This is a genomic window from Aequorivita sp. CRS11, assembly GCF_059693805.1.
Window position 1 is genome coordinate 35,868 of sequence record NZ_JCATIG010000010.1, and the last position, 16,232, is coordinate 52,099.

Annotated in this window: 12 protein-coding genes and 1 pseudogene; 3 read left to right on the plus strand and 10 right to left on the minus strand. The window is 39.6% G+C overall.

What is annotated here, in order from left to right:
- The first annotated feature begins 29 nt into the window (after nt 1-29).
- On the plus strand, nt 30-2,504 hold the full coding sequence (locus tag AC58DT_RS14205; protein WP_497217478.1) for a M14 family metallopeptidase: 2,475 nt from the start codon (nt 30-32) through the stop codon (nt 2,502-2,504).
- 144 nt (nt 2,505-2,648) lie between these two features.
- On the opposite strand, the gene AC58DT_RS14210 is transcribed toward AC58DT_RS14205, so the two are convergent.
- The 3 genes from AC58DT_RS14210 to AC58DT_RS14220 form a co-directional block, all read right to left on the minus strand.
- Nucleotides 2,649-3,404 (minus strand): DUF6503 family protein, encoded by a 756-nt coding sequence (locus AC58DT_RS14210; RefSeq protein ID WP_497217479.1) that lies wholly within the window; start codon nt 3,402-3,404, stop codon nt 2,649-2,651.
- Between the two features lie 706 nt (nt 3,405-4,110).
- Complete coding sequence (locus AC58DT_RS14215; protein WP_497217480.1) at nt 4,111-5,292, minus strand: lipoprotein N-acyltransferase Lnb domain-containing protein; 1,182 nt, start codon at nt 5,290-5,292, stop codon at nt 4,111-4,113.
- Between the two features lie 223 nt (nt 5,293-5,515).
- On the minus strand, nt 5,516-6,583 hold the full coding sequence (locus AC58DT_RS14220) for a putative type IX sorting system protein PorV2 (RefSeq protein ID WP_497217481.1): 1,068 nt from the start codon (nt 6,581-6,583) through the stop codon (nt 5,516-5,518).
- A 227-nt stretch (nt 6,584-6,810) separates the two neighbouring features.
- Between AC58DT_RS14220 and AC58DT_RS14225 the strand changes: the two genes are divergently transcribed.
- Complete coding sequence (locus AC58DT_RS14225) at nt 6,811-7,560, plus strand: CDP-alcohol phosphatidyltransferase family protein (protein WP_497217482.1); 750 nt, start codon at nt 6,811-6,813, stop codon at nt 7,558-7,560.
- A gap of 30 nt (nt 7,561-7,590) precedes the next feature.
- On the opposite strand, the gene lptB is transcribed toward AC58DT_RS14225, so the two are convergent.
- From lptB to AC58DT_RS14245, 4 genes are all read right to left on the minus strand, one after another.
- Entirely contained in the window at nt 7,591-8,331 is a 741-nt protein-coding gene (lptB, locus tag AC58DT_RS14230; RefSeq protein ID WP_068762006.1) for an LPS export ABC transporter ATP-binding protein, read from the minus strand.
- A gap of 277 nt (nt 8,332-8,608) precedes the next feature.
- The gene (locus AC58DT_RS14235) at nt 8,609-8,959 is read right to left on the minus strand and encodes a carboxymuconolactone decarboxylase family protein (RefSeq protein WP_497217483.1); all 351 of its coding nucleotides are present in this window, start codon (nt 8,957-8,959) and stop codon (nt 8,609-8,611) included.
- 137 nt (nt 8,960-9,096) lie between these two features.
- On the minus strand, nt 9,097-9,930 hold the full coding sequence (gene tatC, locus AC58DT_RS14240; protein ID WP_497217484.1) for a twin-arginine translocase subunit TatC: 834 nt from the start codon (nt 9,928-9,930) through the stop codon (nt 9,097-9,099).
- Nucleotides 9,930-10,895 carry a KpsF/GutQ family sugar-phosphate isomerase gene (locus AC58DT_RS14245; protein ID WP_497217485.1) on the minus strand — a complete coding sequence of 322 codons (966 nt, stop codon included), beginning with the start codon at nt 10,893-10,895 and terminating at the stop codon, nt 9,930-9,932. Before AC58DT_RS14245 ends, tatC begins: the two co-directional genes overlap by 1 nt.
- Nucleotides 10,896-11,098: 203 nt before the next feature.
- Here AC58DT_RS14245 and recQ point away from each other — a divergent pair, with 203 nt between their 5' ends.
- On the plus strand, nt 11,099-13,291 hold the full coding sequence (gene recQ / locus AC58DT_RS14250) for a DNA helicase RecQ (protein WP_497217486.1): 2,193 nt from the start codon (nt 11,099-11,101) through the stop codon (nt 13,289-13,291).
- A gap of 30 nt (nt 13,292-13,321) precedes the next feature.
- On the opposite strand, the pseudogene AC58DT_RS14255 reads toward recQ, so the two are convergent.
- From AC58DT_RS14255 to AC58DT_RS14265, 3 genes and pseudogenes are all read right to left on the minus strand, one after another.
- Nucleotides 13,322-14,478, minus strand: a pseudogene (locus AC58DT_RS14255) (nucleoid-associated protein).
- Nucleotides 14,479-14,565: 87 nt separating this feature from the next.
- Nucleotides 14,566-15,078: an IS1096 element passenger TnpR family protein gene (locus AC58DT_RS14260; RefSeq protein WP_497217487.1), complete on the minus strand. Its 513-nt coding sequence runs from the start codon at nt 15,076-15,078 to the stop codon at nt 14,566-14,568.
- Nucleotides 15,079-15,153: 75 nt separating this feature from the next.
- Complete coding sequence (locus tag AC58DT_RS14265; protein WP_497217488.1) at nt 15,154-16,173, minus strand: COX15/CtaA family protein; 1,020 nt, start codon at nt 16,171-16,173, stop codon at nt 15,154-15,156.
- Between the last annotated feature and the right edge of the window lie 59 nt (nt 16,174-16,232).

The window sequence follows — 16,232 nt, forward strand, 5'->3', positions numbered from 1 at the left end:
ATCTTTGGCCTTCAATTAAAATATTCAAAATGGTTCGCAAGCTAGCTTTTCTTCTATATTTAATGCCACTTTTTATTTTTGCCCAACTGAAATCTCCTTCCGATTATTTGGGTTATGAAATTGGAACCCAATTTTCCCGCCATGCTGATGTTGTTTCCTATTTTGAACATGTGGCTGCAAATAGCGGAATGGTAAAATATTTCGACTACGGAAAAACCAACGAACGCAGAAGATTGACTTATGCAGTTATTTCTTCCGAAGAAAACCTTGCAAATCTTGAACAAATACGCACCGACAATTTAAAAAATATTGGCATTCTTTCCGGGAGTGCGAACCCAGATAAAACCATTGTTTGGCTTAGTTACAACGTACACGGCAACGAGGCCAGTAGCAGCGAAGCCGCGATGAATACAGCATATAAACTCATTACTGAACACGCAGATTGGCTTAAAAATGTTGTGGTAATTATGGATCCGGGTGTAAATCCTGATGGTCGCGATCGTTATGTAAATTGGTACAATCAAGTGAAAGCTTCACCCTATAATTCATCCCGTGACGCAATAGAGCACAACGAACCTTGGCCCGGTGGAAGACCAAACCATTATCTTTTCGATTTAAACCGCGATTGGATGTGGGCAAGCCAAGTGGAAACGCAACAACGTTTAAAAATCTATAATCAATGGATGCCACAGATACATGTTGATTTTCACGAGCAGTTTATCAACAATCCCTATTATTTCGCGCCAGGAGCTGAACCATACCACGAAATAATTACCGATTGGCAGCGTGAATTCCAAAACAAAATAGGGAAGAATAACGCTAAATATTTTGATAAAAACGGCTGGCTTTTCTTTACCCGCGAGAGTTTTGATTTGCTATATCCCAGTTATGGCGATACCTATCCGCTCTATATGGGTGCTATTGGGATGACTTATGAACAAGCGGGCCACGGAATGGCTGGTTTGGGAATTATAAATGACGAAGAAATTGAACTAACCCTTGTGGATCGTGTGGCGCATCACACAACTACAGGACTTTCCACTATTGAAGTGGCTTCACAAAATGCGGCTTCTCTTAATTCTGAATTTAAGAAATTTTTCAAAAACGATAATCTTAAGTATAAAAGTTTCGTTTTAAAAGGCAATCCTGATAATATAAAATCGCTGACAGAAATGCTGGACCGTCACGAAATAAAATACGGATATGCAACTGACGGAAATGTAAGCGGCTTCAGTTATTCTGAAAGTAAAAAAGGAACAATGGATACCAAAGGTGCGTTGGTGGTAAGCACCAATCAGCCAAAAGGGAAAATGGTACAGGTTCTTTTTGAACCCAATGCAGCACTATCAACGCCCATTACTTATGATATTACAGCTTGGAGTTTGCCGTATGCTTTTGGACTTGAAACGGTGGCGAGCACTACTTTGGTTCCAGCAACGGGAGCTAATCCAAATTATAATGTTTCCAACACTTCTTCACCAATGGCAGCTGGCTATATTGCAAAATGGAACAGTTTGCAGGATGCCAAATTTCTTTCAGCTTTATTGCAAGCAGATATAAAAGTTCGTTTTTCTGAAAATGAACTCAGCTTTGGTGGTAAAAATTTTGGTCGCGGTAGCTTGATTATTACGCGAAGTGACAATAAATCGAATCCAGATTTTGATAAAACCCTTATAGAAATCGCGAACGAAATGGACCGCCAATTATACGCTTCCCCAACAAGTTATGCAGATAGTTTGACTGATTTTGGGTCGCAATATGTTCATTTAATTAAAAACAAAAAAGTTGCAATGCTTCAAGGGGAGGGAACTTCCTCATTGAGCTACGGCGCACTTTGGCATTTTTTTGAAACCCAATTAAAATACCCAATCACTTCAATAAATACAGACGATATCGGAAATATTCAATGGAGCGATTATGATGTTTTGGTAATGCCGGATGGTTACTACAAATCTATATTGAATGAGGATGCTTTCAAAAATCTTGAAGAATGGATTAACAGGGGTGGAAGGGTAATCGCAATTGGCAATGCAGTAGCTACTTTTGAAGGAAAAGAAGGTTTTGATCTTAAAAAGAACGGTGATGAAAAAGCTGAAAAAGTAAAAGATAGTTTGGGCAATATGACTCCATACGCCCAACGCGAACTTGAAAGCACCAAGGAAATGATTACAGGGAGCATTTACAAGGTGAAATTGGATAGTACCCATCCGTTGGCATTCGGTTTTGGAGATACTTATTATACTTTAAAACTGGGTAACGATTCCTATAGTTTTTTAAAGGAAGGCTATAATGTGGCTTATATTAATGAACCTGAAAGCGTTTCTGGCTTTTCAGGGGAAAACGCAAAAGCTTCACTTAAAAATTCAATCGTTTTTGCGGAAGCGAAAAAGGGCAGGGGCAGCGTGGTTTATATGGTTGATGATGTTAGTTTCCGTTCCTTTTGGCAGAACGGAAAACTGTTTTTGGCGAATGCTATCTTCTTTGGGGATACCGGAAGCCATTAATAATTTCGACTTAGATATTTTTACTACAGAGGGCACGAAGTTTTTTCACAGAGTCCACAAAGAAAACTCCGTGAACTTTGTGCCTTCTTTGGGTACCTTGTGGTTTTTTTAAAGGTTCTGCTCAAATTGTTTTGAATTAGAAGTTTATTTCCGTTCTTGGAAAATATCCACTGAGATAGCTTTCGTTTCAATTTTTGAGAGCAACTCTAGTTTTCCAGCTTCATATAATTCATCAACCGTCTTTAAATCTGCCGATTCCCACGGTTCCAGTTTGTAGTTTTCGTAATCCACAAACCGTATTCCGTTTACCATTCTTGGGTTATAAGCCTTTCTGAAACGGATGCCGCCCTTGTCTGTATAAAATTTATAGGCGAAATAATCTACCGTAAAATCATCCTGCTTTATCCAGTACATATATACATCTTCATGGTCTGTGCCTCCGCTTTCTTGGTCGAATGTTACCTTTATTTCATAATATTTCTTGCCGTTTATTTCGGCTTCGCCAAGCAGGTCCTTTTTAACGGCTGGGTCGTTTAGACCGAAGGGCAGTTGGACAAAGTAATGAACAGAGTTTACCGAGTTTGCGTATTTGCTTGCAGTGGAATCCGACAAGATAATCTTGGTAGCGTTCACATAACGTTCAAAACTGTTATTGGTAAGCATATCGGTAGTTTCGCCTAAGGAATCCGTAAAGGTTCGGGTGAGCTCATAATTGCCTTTTTTTCTTTGGCTGCTGTATTTTGTGTCGCGGAAGGTAAATTTTATAGTTGCCATATCATACTTTTTGCCACCTGCATTTTCAATGGCGCGATCAATAATCTGCTGGGCGGTGAGTGGTTTATTTTCTTGCTTGCAGGCAATAAAAAGTAGGAGTAGACCGAGTATGGAAAGGATGCGCATGGCGAATGGGTTTTTGTAAAGATACACAGGAGTGGAATTAAACAGCGAAATAATTATAAGTTTTGGGCAATTTGAAATAATTACACAGGTTTTAAGATTAATTAGTGATGGCTTTCTGTATTCCCTTTACGGTACAGCCCTCGGTAATATAAAGCCTTACATCTTCAAACGTGAGATATAGGCAAGGAACGTGTCTCACCAAAAATCCTCTCCCACGGCTACTCCATAGCAAAGCCATACCAAAGCCATAGCAAAGTCATTAGATTGTAAGAAAACAGCCCTTTTTTCCTACAAAATTTTAAGAACATAATTTTCAATTAAAAAATCTTATTCTTTCAACCAACATTCTAATTTTTTCGTCAAAACGGGTTCCTCTTTTTAAGACGAATAGCTTCACCTCATAGATAAATTCCTTTAAAACCTAAATCAAGCTCCCTCCCTTCGAAGGGAGGGCTGGGGAGGGATGTTTTACACGAATAGAACCGTAAGAAACATTTTAAGTTTAAATTTTCAACCGCGCTCCATTTATCCCTTCTCTTCAAAGTCGTTGTACTGGATCGGTTGCAGTAGAGGACTGGGCGGAATATTTTCCATTAGCTGTCACTTTCAAAATCTCCTGTTTAAAGCCGAAGTGTTGAGTCTTATAAAAGTTTCTTACAAATGCAATCAAGCTTTCTCCCTTCGAAGGGAGGGCCGGGGATGGATGTCATTCCTTCTTCCCAATAAAATAAATCAAATAAACATAACGCACCGCCAATGCAATCAGCAGGGGTAACAAACCAATGGCAAATACCTGTACGCCGGTAATCCAATGGATTGCCAAAAGAATTAAAAGAAGTAATAATAACAAAGCGTATCTTTTAAATTTCGGGGAAACCTTCTTTTTAGCGATTGCCCAAAACACCAAAATTGAAATAGGAAACGCCCACAAAAGGTTGTAGTTGTTTGCAGTTGCGGTATGGTCTGTCGCAAACCAAAGTAATAAAAGGAAGATGCCGATAAGCCCTGTAAAAAAGAATATAGTAGTGTCAAGATATCGGCTTCGGCAACTATTTTTATAATTGCGATATGTTAAAAATATTATCAATAAACCCAATAATCCCAATGTAAAAATCGGACTTAAAAAGAAATTATTTGCAGGGGGTTGAGGTGAATTTTCAAAAAGAAGTTTTGTGTTTTTCACCAATGGCTCAGTCTCTCCGTCTCGGTGTATGAAGGCATTGGCGGCGCCCTTAAAAACATAATCTGGCAAAAACTGGTATTCTATGGGTTTTGCATTCCTGTCAATTACAGCGCCCAAAGCAATGTCTATGCCCAAACTTCCCCAGCTATTAGCTTTAAGGTTCTGCTGAATGAGTTCCCGAAATGTATAGGTTTCTGTTATATGATCATCCTTAAATTCCAGTTTATTGCCCAATACCTCTTGTGTCAGGTCACGAATCTTGGTAGCGCAATTGTCAAAAAAGAAATCGTATTTATATTTTTTGTTTTCGGGCTTGGCGTTGTTCCAAAGAAAATCGGAAACTGCCTGCTTTTCCGCCTGACTAAGATTAAGGGTCTGTTCCTTTATCCAGCGGTTTTGGGCTACATAGCTTTTGTAAAAAGATTCGTAATAACTTACCCCTAATTGATAGAGCAGTTTGCCTTGTGCGAATTTTGTATAAAAGTTGGGAGTGTCAAAGTCGTATACCCCATAATTGAAAACCACATCCACCCCGCTAAGGCTATCCTTGATCCTAAAGGCACTGTGCCCAAATTTGTCATAAAGCTCCGCCCCTGGGCCAATGGTCAGTATACTTATTTCTGCTGCCGGCGATAAAGACCCAAACTGCGCCTTTACGGAAACAGTCGCTAATAGAAGAAAGAAGAGGAAGTATTTTTTTGTCACAGGTTTCTTGTTTCAGATTGAAAATTCAAAATTCAAGGTTGAAGGTTTGTGGTATGGGGTATGAGGTTTTCGTGTTTTGATTCGTTAATTCGTTAATTTGCGATTTGCGATTTGCGATTTGCGATTTGCGATTTGTGATTTCGTATTTCGTATTTCCGTTTTAATATTTGGAATTTGTCATTTGGAATTTCACCATCCGTCACCCAGCACCCAGCACCTTCCATCATCTAAAAATCTCCCAATCCAGTTTCAGCGAAAATACATTGGAATACAAAGCAGCGCTTTGGTCGCCAATATCTGTCAACGCATAGTCCACTTGAATGCCCTTATACCTAAAACCAACACCGATGTTAGGTTGAAAACCAACAGATTCGCCACCATCCAATTGTTTTATATTCTGGAAATTTCCAACTCCGCCACGCACGTAAACCATATCGATATATGCAAATTCAAGGCCAAGGGAAGGGGTAATACTTGCGAAGGATGTGGAAATTACATCATTGGTCTCTGCAAAGCGAAAATTGAGATCTACTTCGGCTAACAGGGAAAAATCATACCTGTAAACAAATTTACGCGCCATCCCTAATTGAAGTTTTGGGATAGTAATCTCGGTAGTTTCAGGCAATTCTTGATTCTGTCCTTCAACTGCACCCTGTATTTCGGCAAATTTTTCTTCGTCTATACTCCAGGCATTAAATGTGGTAGTAATGTCGCGCGCCATAATCCCAAACATCCACTTGTCTGTTCTAAATTGCACCGCAGCATCCAGCCCAAAACCCCACGATGATGCAAAATCTCCAATAATACGGCGGATAACCTTGGCATTTACACCATAATTCAATCCGTCCAAAGGAAGTCTGCGCGCATAAGAAAAAGTAACTCCATAATCTGCAGTGGAAAAAAGACTGATACGGTTGTAATCTATATTGCCTTCGCTGTCAATTAATTGGGTGGTATTTAAGATATCATCAACTCCAAAACGAATAACGGAAAGCCCTACCGCACTTCTGTCGTCCAGCGGCATTGCAAAAGCAGCATAATCGTAATTTGCAATATTGGCAAAATAGGAGGCATGCATCAGGGAAATTTGTTTGTCTTCAAGATTCACCAATCCAGCCGGGTTCCAATAGCCCGAATTTACATCGCCAGATGAAGCCACCACGGCATTGCTCATCCCGAAAGCTGCGGCATCAACGCCAATATTCATAAATTCATTGGAATATTTACGAACGGTCTGGGCTCCCAGCGTAGCCGAAACAAGGAATAAAAGCAGTAAAAATTTCTCTTTCAAGCTTAAAATTTTAGGACAAATATGGCACTATTTTACAGAATACTAAACTTTAAATTTATGTACATATTGTGTTTGAATGCCTTTGGACGGAAATACTTTGTTATTTTTACACATAATCTTAATAGATATTATAAAATCCACTCCTATTAGGCTCCTCCCCTTTGAAGGGGAGGTTGGGAGGGGATGTTTTGCCTAAATCATAAATTCCAAACTGCGCTATAAAGAATATGAATATATCAAAACAAATCCCAAACATCATCACCTCCCTAAACATCCTCTGTGGATGCGTTGCGATTCTTTTTGCAATATCCGGTGATTTGATAACCGCCTCTTTCTTTGTTTTTCTCGGAATTTTCTTCGACTTTTTTGATGGTCTGGCCGCGAGATTGCTAAAAGCCCAAAGCGAAGTGGGCCTTCAGCTTGACTCTTTGGCAGATGTTATTACCAGTGGCGTTGCCCCAGGCGTTGTTATGTACCAAATGCTGAATTTATCCTATTTCCATCAAATGCAGACGCTCACCGAAACATTTTCTTTGGAAGGATGGAATATAAGTTTTAAAAATTATCTACCGTTAATCGGGTTGTTGATAGTAATAGCTTCTGCCTACCGCTTGGCAAAATTCAACGTAGATACCCGGCAAACCTCAGGCTTTATTGGTTTGCCAACACCCGCAAATGCTTTATTGATTTTAAGCTTCCCGCTAATCTTGCAGTTCCAGTATTCCGAATTAGCAGAAACCATTATTTTAAACCGATGGTTTTTGATAGGAATGACATTGCTGAGCTGCATACTTTTAAATGCCGAAATACCCCTTTTTGCCCTCAAATTCAAAACCTGGGATTTTAAAAGCAACGCAGTGCGTTATATATTTTTAATTCTTTGTGTAGTGCTTTTGGTACTGCTGAAGTTTTTGGCAATCCCTTTTATAATAATACTCTATATATTGCTTTCCTTATTTTGGAAAGTGAAGAAGTAGAAAAACATTCGTGAATCCGTGGCGAAAAAATTAAAACTCCAATTTCTTCTTCCGAAGTTCAAAATTCTGCCCAAGATATACTTTCCGCACCATTTCGTCTGCGGCCAGTTCTTCGGGTACTCCGTGTTTTAGAATGCTTCCCTCAAACATCAAATAGGTTCTGTCGGTGATTGCCAATGTTTCCTGTACGTTGTGGTCGGTAATAAGAATCCCGATATTTTTGTTTTTAAGCTGCGCCACAATGCGCTGAATGTCTTCCACGGCCACGGGGTCAACTCCCGCAAAGGGTTCATCAAGAAGTATAAAATGTGGGTCAGTTGCCAAAGCACGTGCAATCTCGGTTCTACGTCTTTCCCCACCGCTCAAAAGATCGCCGCGGTTTTTACGGATGTGGCCCAAACCAAATTCCTCAATAAGCGATTCCATTTTAGCCCGCTGTTCTTTTTTGGAAAGCTTGGTAAGTTGCAAAACGCTCAAAATGTTGTCTTCAACGCTCAATTTCCTAAAAACCGAAGCTTCCTGCGCCAAATAACCAATACCGTTCTGTGCGCGTTTGTACATTGGGTACTTGGTGATTTCGGTACCTTCCAAAAAGATATTGCCGCCGTTGGGTTTTATCAAGCCCACAATCATATAAAATGAAGTGGTTTTACCCGCACCATTCGGTCCAAGTAAGCCCACAATTTCACCTTGGTTTACTTCCACAGTGATGCCCTTCACAACCTTTCGGCCTTTGTAGGATTTCATTAAATTTTCAGCTTTTAGCTTCATGTGATAGGATTGAAATTTTGCCACGAATACACAAATGATTTTCGAGGCTGTATGTTTTTTAACACGAATGCATACATGAATAAGCTTCCAGTGTTTGACTCATTTTTTTAGTCTATTCTCTATTCTTTGTTCTCTGTTCTCTGTTCTCTGTTCTCTGTTCTGCCCCAACCATTCTTACGAATATATCAATAATTCGTGAATTCGTGGCAGTTCTTTCTTTGTGCCCTCTATGACCTTATGGTTAATACATTATTAAGCTCAAAGGTAAAGTTAACAATTATTTTTCTGCCTCCAAGGCCTCCCAATATTCAAAAGCCCTACGCAGATGGGGAATTACAATTGTTCCGCCAATTAAAAGTGAAATGCTCATCCCTTCAACCACTTCTTCCTTGGTCAAGCCCAGTTTGTAACACTCTTCCAAATGGTAACGGACGCAATCATCGCAACGAAGCACCAACGAATTTCCCAAGCCCAGCAATTCCTTTGTTTTCTTCGGAAGCACCCCTTCCATATAGGCGTTAGTGTCTAAATTGAAAATGCGTTTGATGATTTTATTATTGTCATCCAGCATTTTTTCGTTCATCTTTGCGCGATAGGCATTAAATTCTTCTACTATATTGTTTTTCATAAATAAATTTTCGTTTTAAAGAAATAAGAGTTTTAAAAATCAATTCTATTGTCCGGTCGAGCGCAGTCGAGACCTTATTTTATTTCCTAGTGATAGTTCTCGATTGCGCTCGAATAGACCGAAAGTAAGTTCCGTCTTTATTCTTTCTTCCTTCTTCTTTCCTCTCTCTTTTGATTCCTTATTACAATCTTTGAAATATAGATACTCACTTCATAAAGAATAAGTATCGGGATGGCAACAATTACCTGGCTTACAATATCCGGTGGGGTGATTACTGCCGAAAGAATTAAAACGATAATTAAAGCAAATTTGCGGTATTTCCGAAGGATTTCAGGGGTAATCAATCCAATTTTTGTGAGAATGTACATAATGATTGGCAATTCAAAAACAATTCCACAGGCCAATACTGAAGTACGCACCAATGAAATATAACTGTCCAAATCAAAGTCGTTAAATACTTCCTTGCTCACTTGATAACTTCCCAAGAAATTGATTGAAAGTGGAGTGATAAGATAATACCCAAACAATACGCCCAAAAAGAAAAGTAGGGAGGCAATAACGATAAACCCGCGACTGCTCTTGCGCTCTTTTTCTTTTAAGCCTGGGCTAATAAATTTCCAAAACTCATACAGAATATAAGGGAAAGCCACAATTATACCTGCATAAATTGAAGTCCACATATGTGCGGAAAACTGACCAGCCATAGTTCTACTTTGAATACGGAAAGGCATTTCCTGAAAACAGAAGGTGTCCATTCCCAGCGAGCGCGAAATACTACAGAACATTCTATAAGTTGGAAAATCTGGACGCTTGGGCCCGAAAATAAGGGTGTCAAATATAAAGTCCTTTAAAATAAATGCACCCAACGCCAAGAGAACAACGGCAATGGTAGAACGTATAAGGTGCCAGCGCAGCTCTTCCAAATGGTCCAAAAAGGACATTTCTTTTTCTGGGGAACCTATTTTCTTCATTATATAATTCCCTCTTTGGTGAGATTATGGATATGTACTACGCCACTATATTTTCCTTTGTCCTCGGCAAGAATTTGCGTGATACCGAAGTTGTCCATCATTTCCATGGCCTCTACCGCCATAGCGTTGTTGGCTATTTTCTTAGGATTATGGGTCATAATATCTTTTGCGGTCAGTCCTGCAAAGCTATCGGTTTTTGTCAACATGCGACGTAAATCTCCATCTGTAATAATTCCTACAATTTCATTATTTTCAACTACGGCAGTTACGCCTAGCATTTTTTCTGAAATTTCTACGATTACTTTTTTCACATCAGTATCGGGACTTACCTGTGGTTTTTCATTTAAGGAAGTAAGGTTGCTAACCCTTAAGTATAATTTTTTCCCCAAGGAACCGCCCGGATGGAACTTTGCAAAATCCTTGCTCGAAAAACCACGAAGGTCTAAGAGACACATTGCCAGGGCATCGCCAATAACCAATTGCGCAGTAGTGCTAGTGGTAGGTGCAAGGTTATTGGGGCAGGCTTCTTTTTCAACATATGCATTTAAAACAAAATCTGCCTGCTGTCCCAAAAAGGATTCTCCGTTACCTGTTATGGCAATTAATTTATTGTCAATAGCTTTTATTAGGGGAACAAGTACTTTTATTTCAGGAGTATTTCCACTTTTTGAGATACATATTACAGTATCGTTTTCTTGAATTGTTCCTAAATCGCCGTGGATGGCATCAGCAGCGTGCATAAAAATGGACGGCGTACCTGTGGAGTTAAGGGTGGCAACAATTTTGGTTGCAATATTGGCGCTCTTGCCAATTCCGGTAACAATCACCCTGCCTTTGGAATTGTATATATAATCAACCGCACCAGCAAATTCCTCATTTACCAAATGGGCCAGATTTGCAATAGCTTTACTTTCAGTTTCTATGGTGTTTTTCGCTACGGAAATGATTCTCTCTTGCTTGTTCAAAATTTTAATGCTTTTGAATGTTTGTAACTGTTTCAGAAATTAGTATATTTAGAATAGAATTTAACGCAATTCAGAAATCTTAATATAGAAACTTTTTCTTTTAAGATGCAGTCAACATAATACGGTTGCAAAATTACAATTGTTAATCTGTAAAACAATGTATTGTTGGCTAAAACTGAAGTATCCCTAAAAACCCAAGCAGCGTGGCAGAAATTGACATTTACGCAGCCCTGAAAAAATATTTTGGATTTACCCGCTTTAAAGGCTTGCAAGAAGAAGTGGTAAAAAGCATTCTTAGCGGTCACAATACCTTTGTAGTGATGCCTACCGGCGGCGGAAAATCGCTTTGTTACCAGCTACCTGCCCTTATGCAGGATGGAACGGCAATAGTTGTTTCGCCACTTATTGCATTAATGAAAAATCAAGTGGACGCCCTGCGTTCCCTTTCTTCCGAAGAAGGCATAGCGCACGTATTAAATTCTTCCCTCAATAAAACCGAGGTAAAAAGAGTGAAAAACGACATTGCCAACGGAGTAACTAAGTTACTTTACGTTGCACCCGAATCATTAACAAAAGAAGAATATGTAGATTTTCTGCAAACCCAGAAAATTTCCTTTATGGCAATTGATGAAGCCCATTGTATCAGCGAGTGGGGTCACGATTTTAGGCCAGAATACCGAAACCTTAAAAGCATTATCCAGCGTATTGGCAATGATATTCCAATCATCGGACTTACCGCTACGGCAACGCCAAAGGTGCAGGAAGATATATTGAAAAACCTCAATATGCAGGATGCCAATACCTTCAAGGCTTCCTTCAACAGACCAAATCTTTATTACGAAATACGTCCCAAAACCAAAAATGTTGATTCTGACATTATTCGTTTTGTAAAACAAAACGAGGGCAAAAGTGGTATTATTTATTGCTTGAGCAGAAAAAGAGTGGAAGAATTGGCGCAAACGCTACAGGTCAACGGTATAAAAGCTGTACCCTATCACGCTGGCCTTGATGGCAAAACCCGCGTAAAACATCAGGATATGTTCTTGATGGAAGATGTAGATGTGGTGGTTGCGACAATCGCTTTTGGAATGGGGATTGACAAACCGGATGTTCGTTTCGTTATTCATAATGATATTCCAAAAAGTATTGAAAGCTACTACCAAGAAACTGGACGAGCGGGCCGTGACGGTGGCGAAGGACACTGTCTTGCATTCTATAGTTATAAAGACATAGAGAAACTTGAAAAGTTCATGAGCGGAAAGCCCGTTGCCGAACAGGAAATAGGCCATGCCCTTTTGCAGGAAGTGGTAGCTTTTGCCGAAACATCCATTTCCCGAAGAAAGTTCATCCTTCATTATTTTGGGGAAGAATTTGACAATGAAACGGGGGAGGGTGGTATGATGGACGACAATATGCGCCATCCCAAAAAGAAGCACGAAGCAAAGGAGGATGCCAAACAACTATTGGAAGTGGTTTCAAAAACCAACGAACAATATAAAAGTAGGGAAATAGTACATGTTTTGGTAGGCAAAGTAAATGCGCTCATAAAATCCCACAGAACCGACGCCCAGGAATACTTTGGCTCTGGAGCAAACCATGAAAGCGCTTATTGGATGGCATTGCTGCGTCAGTTATTGGTAGCAGGATATTTGAAAAAAGATATTGAAACCTATGGCGTGATTCATTTAACCGCAGAAGGAAAGAAATTTATAAAATCTCCCACATCCTTTATGATGACGGAAGACCATTCTTTTAAGGATGCCAATGATGATGTGATTGTCGGGACCAAAAAAGGTGGTGATGCCGCAGATGAAAACCTTTTCAAACTTTTAAAGGCCGAATTAAAAAAGGTAGCACACGATTTGGATCTGCCCCCATTTGTGATTTTTCAGGAGCCATCCCTGGAGGACATGGCGCTTAAATACCCCGTAACTATGGAAGAACTTTCCAATGTTCACGGAGTAGGGGAAGGAAAAGCCAAAAAATACGGCAAGCCGTTTTTAAAGCTTATCCAAAATTATGTGGAGGAAAACGACATTATACGCCCCGAGGATTTTGTTGTAAAATCAACGGGCAGTAATAGTTCCCTCAAACTATATATCATTCAGAATGTGGACCGAAAGCTTGCCTTACCAGACATAGCCAACGCCAAAGGCCTCGAAATGCCAGAGTTTATTAAGGAAATGGAAGCCATTGTATACAGCGGCACCAAGCTGAATATTGACTATTGGATTGATGAGGTGTTGGATGAAGACCAACAGGAAGAAATTCACGAATATTTCTTAGAAGCAAAAACTGATAAAATTGAAGAAGCCCTCGAAGAATTTGACGGCGACTATGATGAAGAGGAACTGCGGCTGTATCGTATTAAGTTTATTAGTGAGGTTGGGAATTGACCGCACGTAGAGACGCACGGCCGTGCGTCTCTACGATTTCTGTTCCTTATTGAAATAGACCAAATAATAATACATCTGCTTCTCCTCGTCCCATCCTTTTTCCACAAATTTTTCAGCACTCTCAGGGTTGATAAAGTCCAATTTGATCTGGATGTTCGTATCCAGATTTATGACGTTTTTTATTTTTTTGCGGGCAGCAGTAACGGCCGTATTGGCAATAGGGAANTGATAAAGTCCAATTTGATCTGGATGTTCGTATCCAGATTTATGACGTTTTTTATTTTTTTGCGGGCAGCAGTAACGGCCGTATTGGCAATAGGGAAGGTTGTTAGATCCTCGATACTGTACTTAGGCGCTTTTTCGGTTTTATAATGACGAAATTCCGGCAATAAATCTGGATTGTCAATCACTTCGTTCATAAAGGCGGTTTCCTCAAAATTGTCATTTTTGGCAAAATGGTTCACCGCACGGTTCATAAACATCACTTCCTGTTTTTTATCTTCCGCAGGCAGCACCACATCCTTTGCAAAATCCTGACAGAATTTTAGATATTTTTTAGTGTAGAAATTATCGTCTGCAAAAGCCTCTACCCCAAGAAAACTTTCCAACCAATAACGGGCATCGTAACGATTGCTGTCCACTGAAAGAATTTTATATCCCTCTTCTTTTTTTGAATTGAAAATGATACAGCCTTTGTCCAATTTATTTAAACTAACCCCGTGCTGAAGCATCGCTTCCAATTGATTACCTTCCTCGGCAAATTGAAGGAAATCCTGTTTCAATTCACTTTTAAAAATGCCGATGGCATCCATTTTCACGTTGTCCAACTGTACATTTTCCAGATAGGCTATATACACTTCGCCACTTTTAATATGTGGATGTTCGGATTGGTTGTATAGATAGGTCGCAATTTTTCGGCTCTCTTCGTGAATGTTCTGCGGATTGTCAAAAATTTTGTTTGCACTGTTGTACAATTCGTGAAATTCCAAATCAGCTTCGTGTGTAAACTGAAAGTAATTTTCTTCTTTATCGCGAAAAGGTTTCAGAAAAAATTCCTTTAAAAGTGGCGTAATTTCATCGTCCATTTTATAGGGCTCGGCCGAAAGAAAAATTGCTTCGTTTCTGCTTTTATTACCCACTCTGTGGATGGAAAGGGATGCAATGTGGGTACTGAAAAGGTTAATCATATTTGAATTGGGAAATTAAAAATGTGAAATTAGAAATGTGAAATGTTTTTTTACCGACAACCGACAACCGACAACCGACAACCGAAATTAGTTCCAATTTTCATCAAAATCGAGATTGTCGTAATCTTCCGGATCAAGATCAAAATCTTCGTCATAGTCCTCTTCCTCTATTTCCTCGGCAATAAACTCCTTTTCGGGTGCTTCCTCCGGAATTTGCCCGTGCGAGTACATCAAATTTGGATAAGTGGTACCCGCTTCCGCATCAGCAATATCGGCAAGCTCCACCATAAACGTCCACATATTTAGGAAATCGTAAACATAAAGTAGTCTTGTGTTTTCTTCATCAACTACATCTTCCAAAATGGTTTCGCCCATAATACGAATGCCACCCGGCTCATCGCTTACGTCAAAAAGGGAGATTTCTTCATCTTCCTCCCACAGTTCATTACTGGTATAAAAAGATGCCATTTCCTGTCCGTCAAATCCAAAAGATTGGGTGATGGCGTTATGGAAATCTTCCAGGGTGGCCGAAGCTTCTATTTCGATGTCGCGGAAAACGTCTTCGTGGGTGTCGAGGATTATTCTGAAACGGTAAATCATTTTAAAGAAATTTTAGGGTGCAAAGTTACAATTTTATACCTCTCTTAAGGCCTTGAAATTTTTGTTTTTTCAGAGTTATTTACTGAATCTGTGCAAAACAAAAGTCATTGTAGCCAGTAGGAAAAAAGCAGTTACTTGATGCAAAACTCCCAAAACTACGGGCACTTGCAGGATAAGCGTGAAAACTCCTAAAATAAATTGAAGCAAAACCAAAAGCAACAATACATTTATTCCGTTTTTCTGCGGAAGTGTGAGCTGCAATTTTCGGGTTTTGTACCAAATAAAGAAGATTATTCCCACCACCGCATAAGCCATATACCTATGGACGAACTGCACGCCGCTTTTGCCTTCCACAAAATTTTTCCAAAGTGGATTTTGTTCAATATAAACTGTTTCGTGCAACCACTCGCCATCATTCATTAATGGCCAATGGTTGTGTATCCACCCAGCATCGAGTCCCGCTACAAATGCACCCCATACAATCTGTATAAGCAAGATTGCCATTCCAAAACGGATTATATTTCGGATGTGTTTGTTAATTTCTTTTTTAACCGGATACCAAAGATCCATCGCCACCCAAAAAGTATAAGCAAACGTTATAAACGCCGTAGTTAAGTGCATCGCAAGCCGATAATGGCTCACATCCGGACGGTCCACCAAGCCACTTTTCACCATATACCATCCCAGAAATCCTTGAAATGCACCTAAACACATTAAAATTATTGCTTTTCCAATAGTAGGCTTGCTAAGTTGTTTTTTCAGAAGAAAATAAAGAAAAGGAATGATAAAAACTATGCCCAGAAGTCTGCCTAGTAATCGGTGCAGCCATTCCCAAAAATAAATATCCTTAAAATCCTGCAAGCTGAAATGGTTGTTCAGCTTTTGGTATTCTGGAAATTGCTTGTAATGGTCAAACTCGGCAATCCATTGCGCTTCATTCATTGGCGGCAACGTTCCGGAAATAAGTTTATAACTTGAAATTGAAAGCCCGGAATGGGTGAGGCGCGTAATGCCTCCAATCACTACCATTATAAAAATAAGGAAACATCCTGCGAGGAGCCAGTAGATTACTTTTTTGTTGTCTTTGTTTGCCACCAATTATAATTTTTTATTAGTGCATTCGTGGTGGACTTTTTAACCACGAATACACGAAT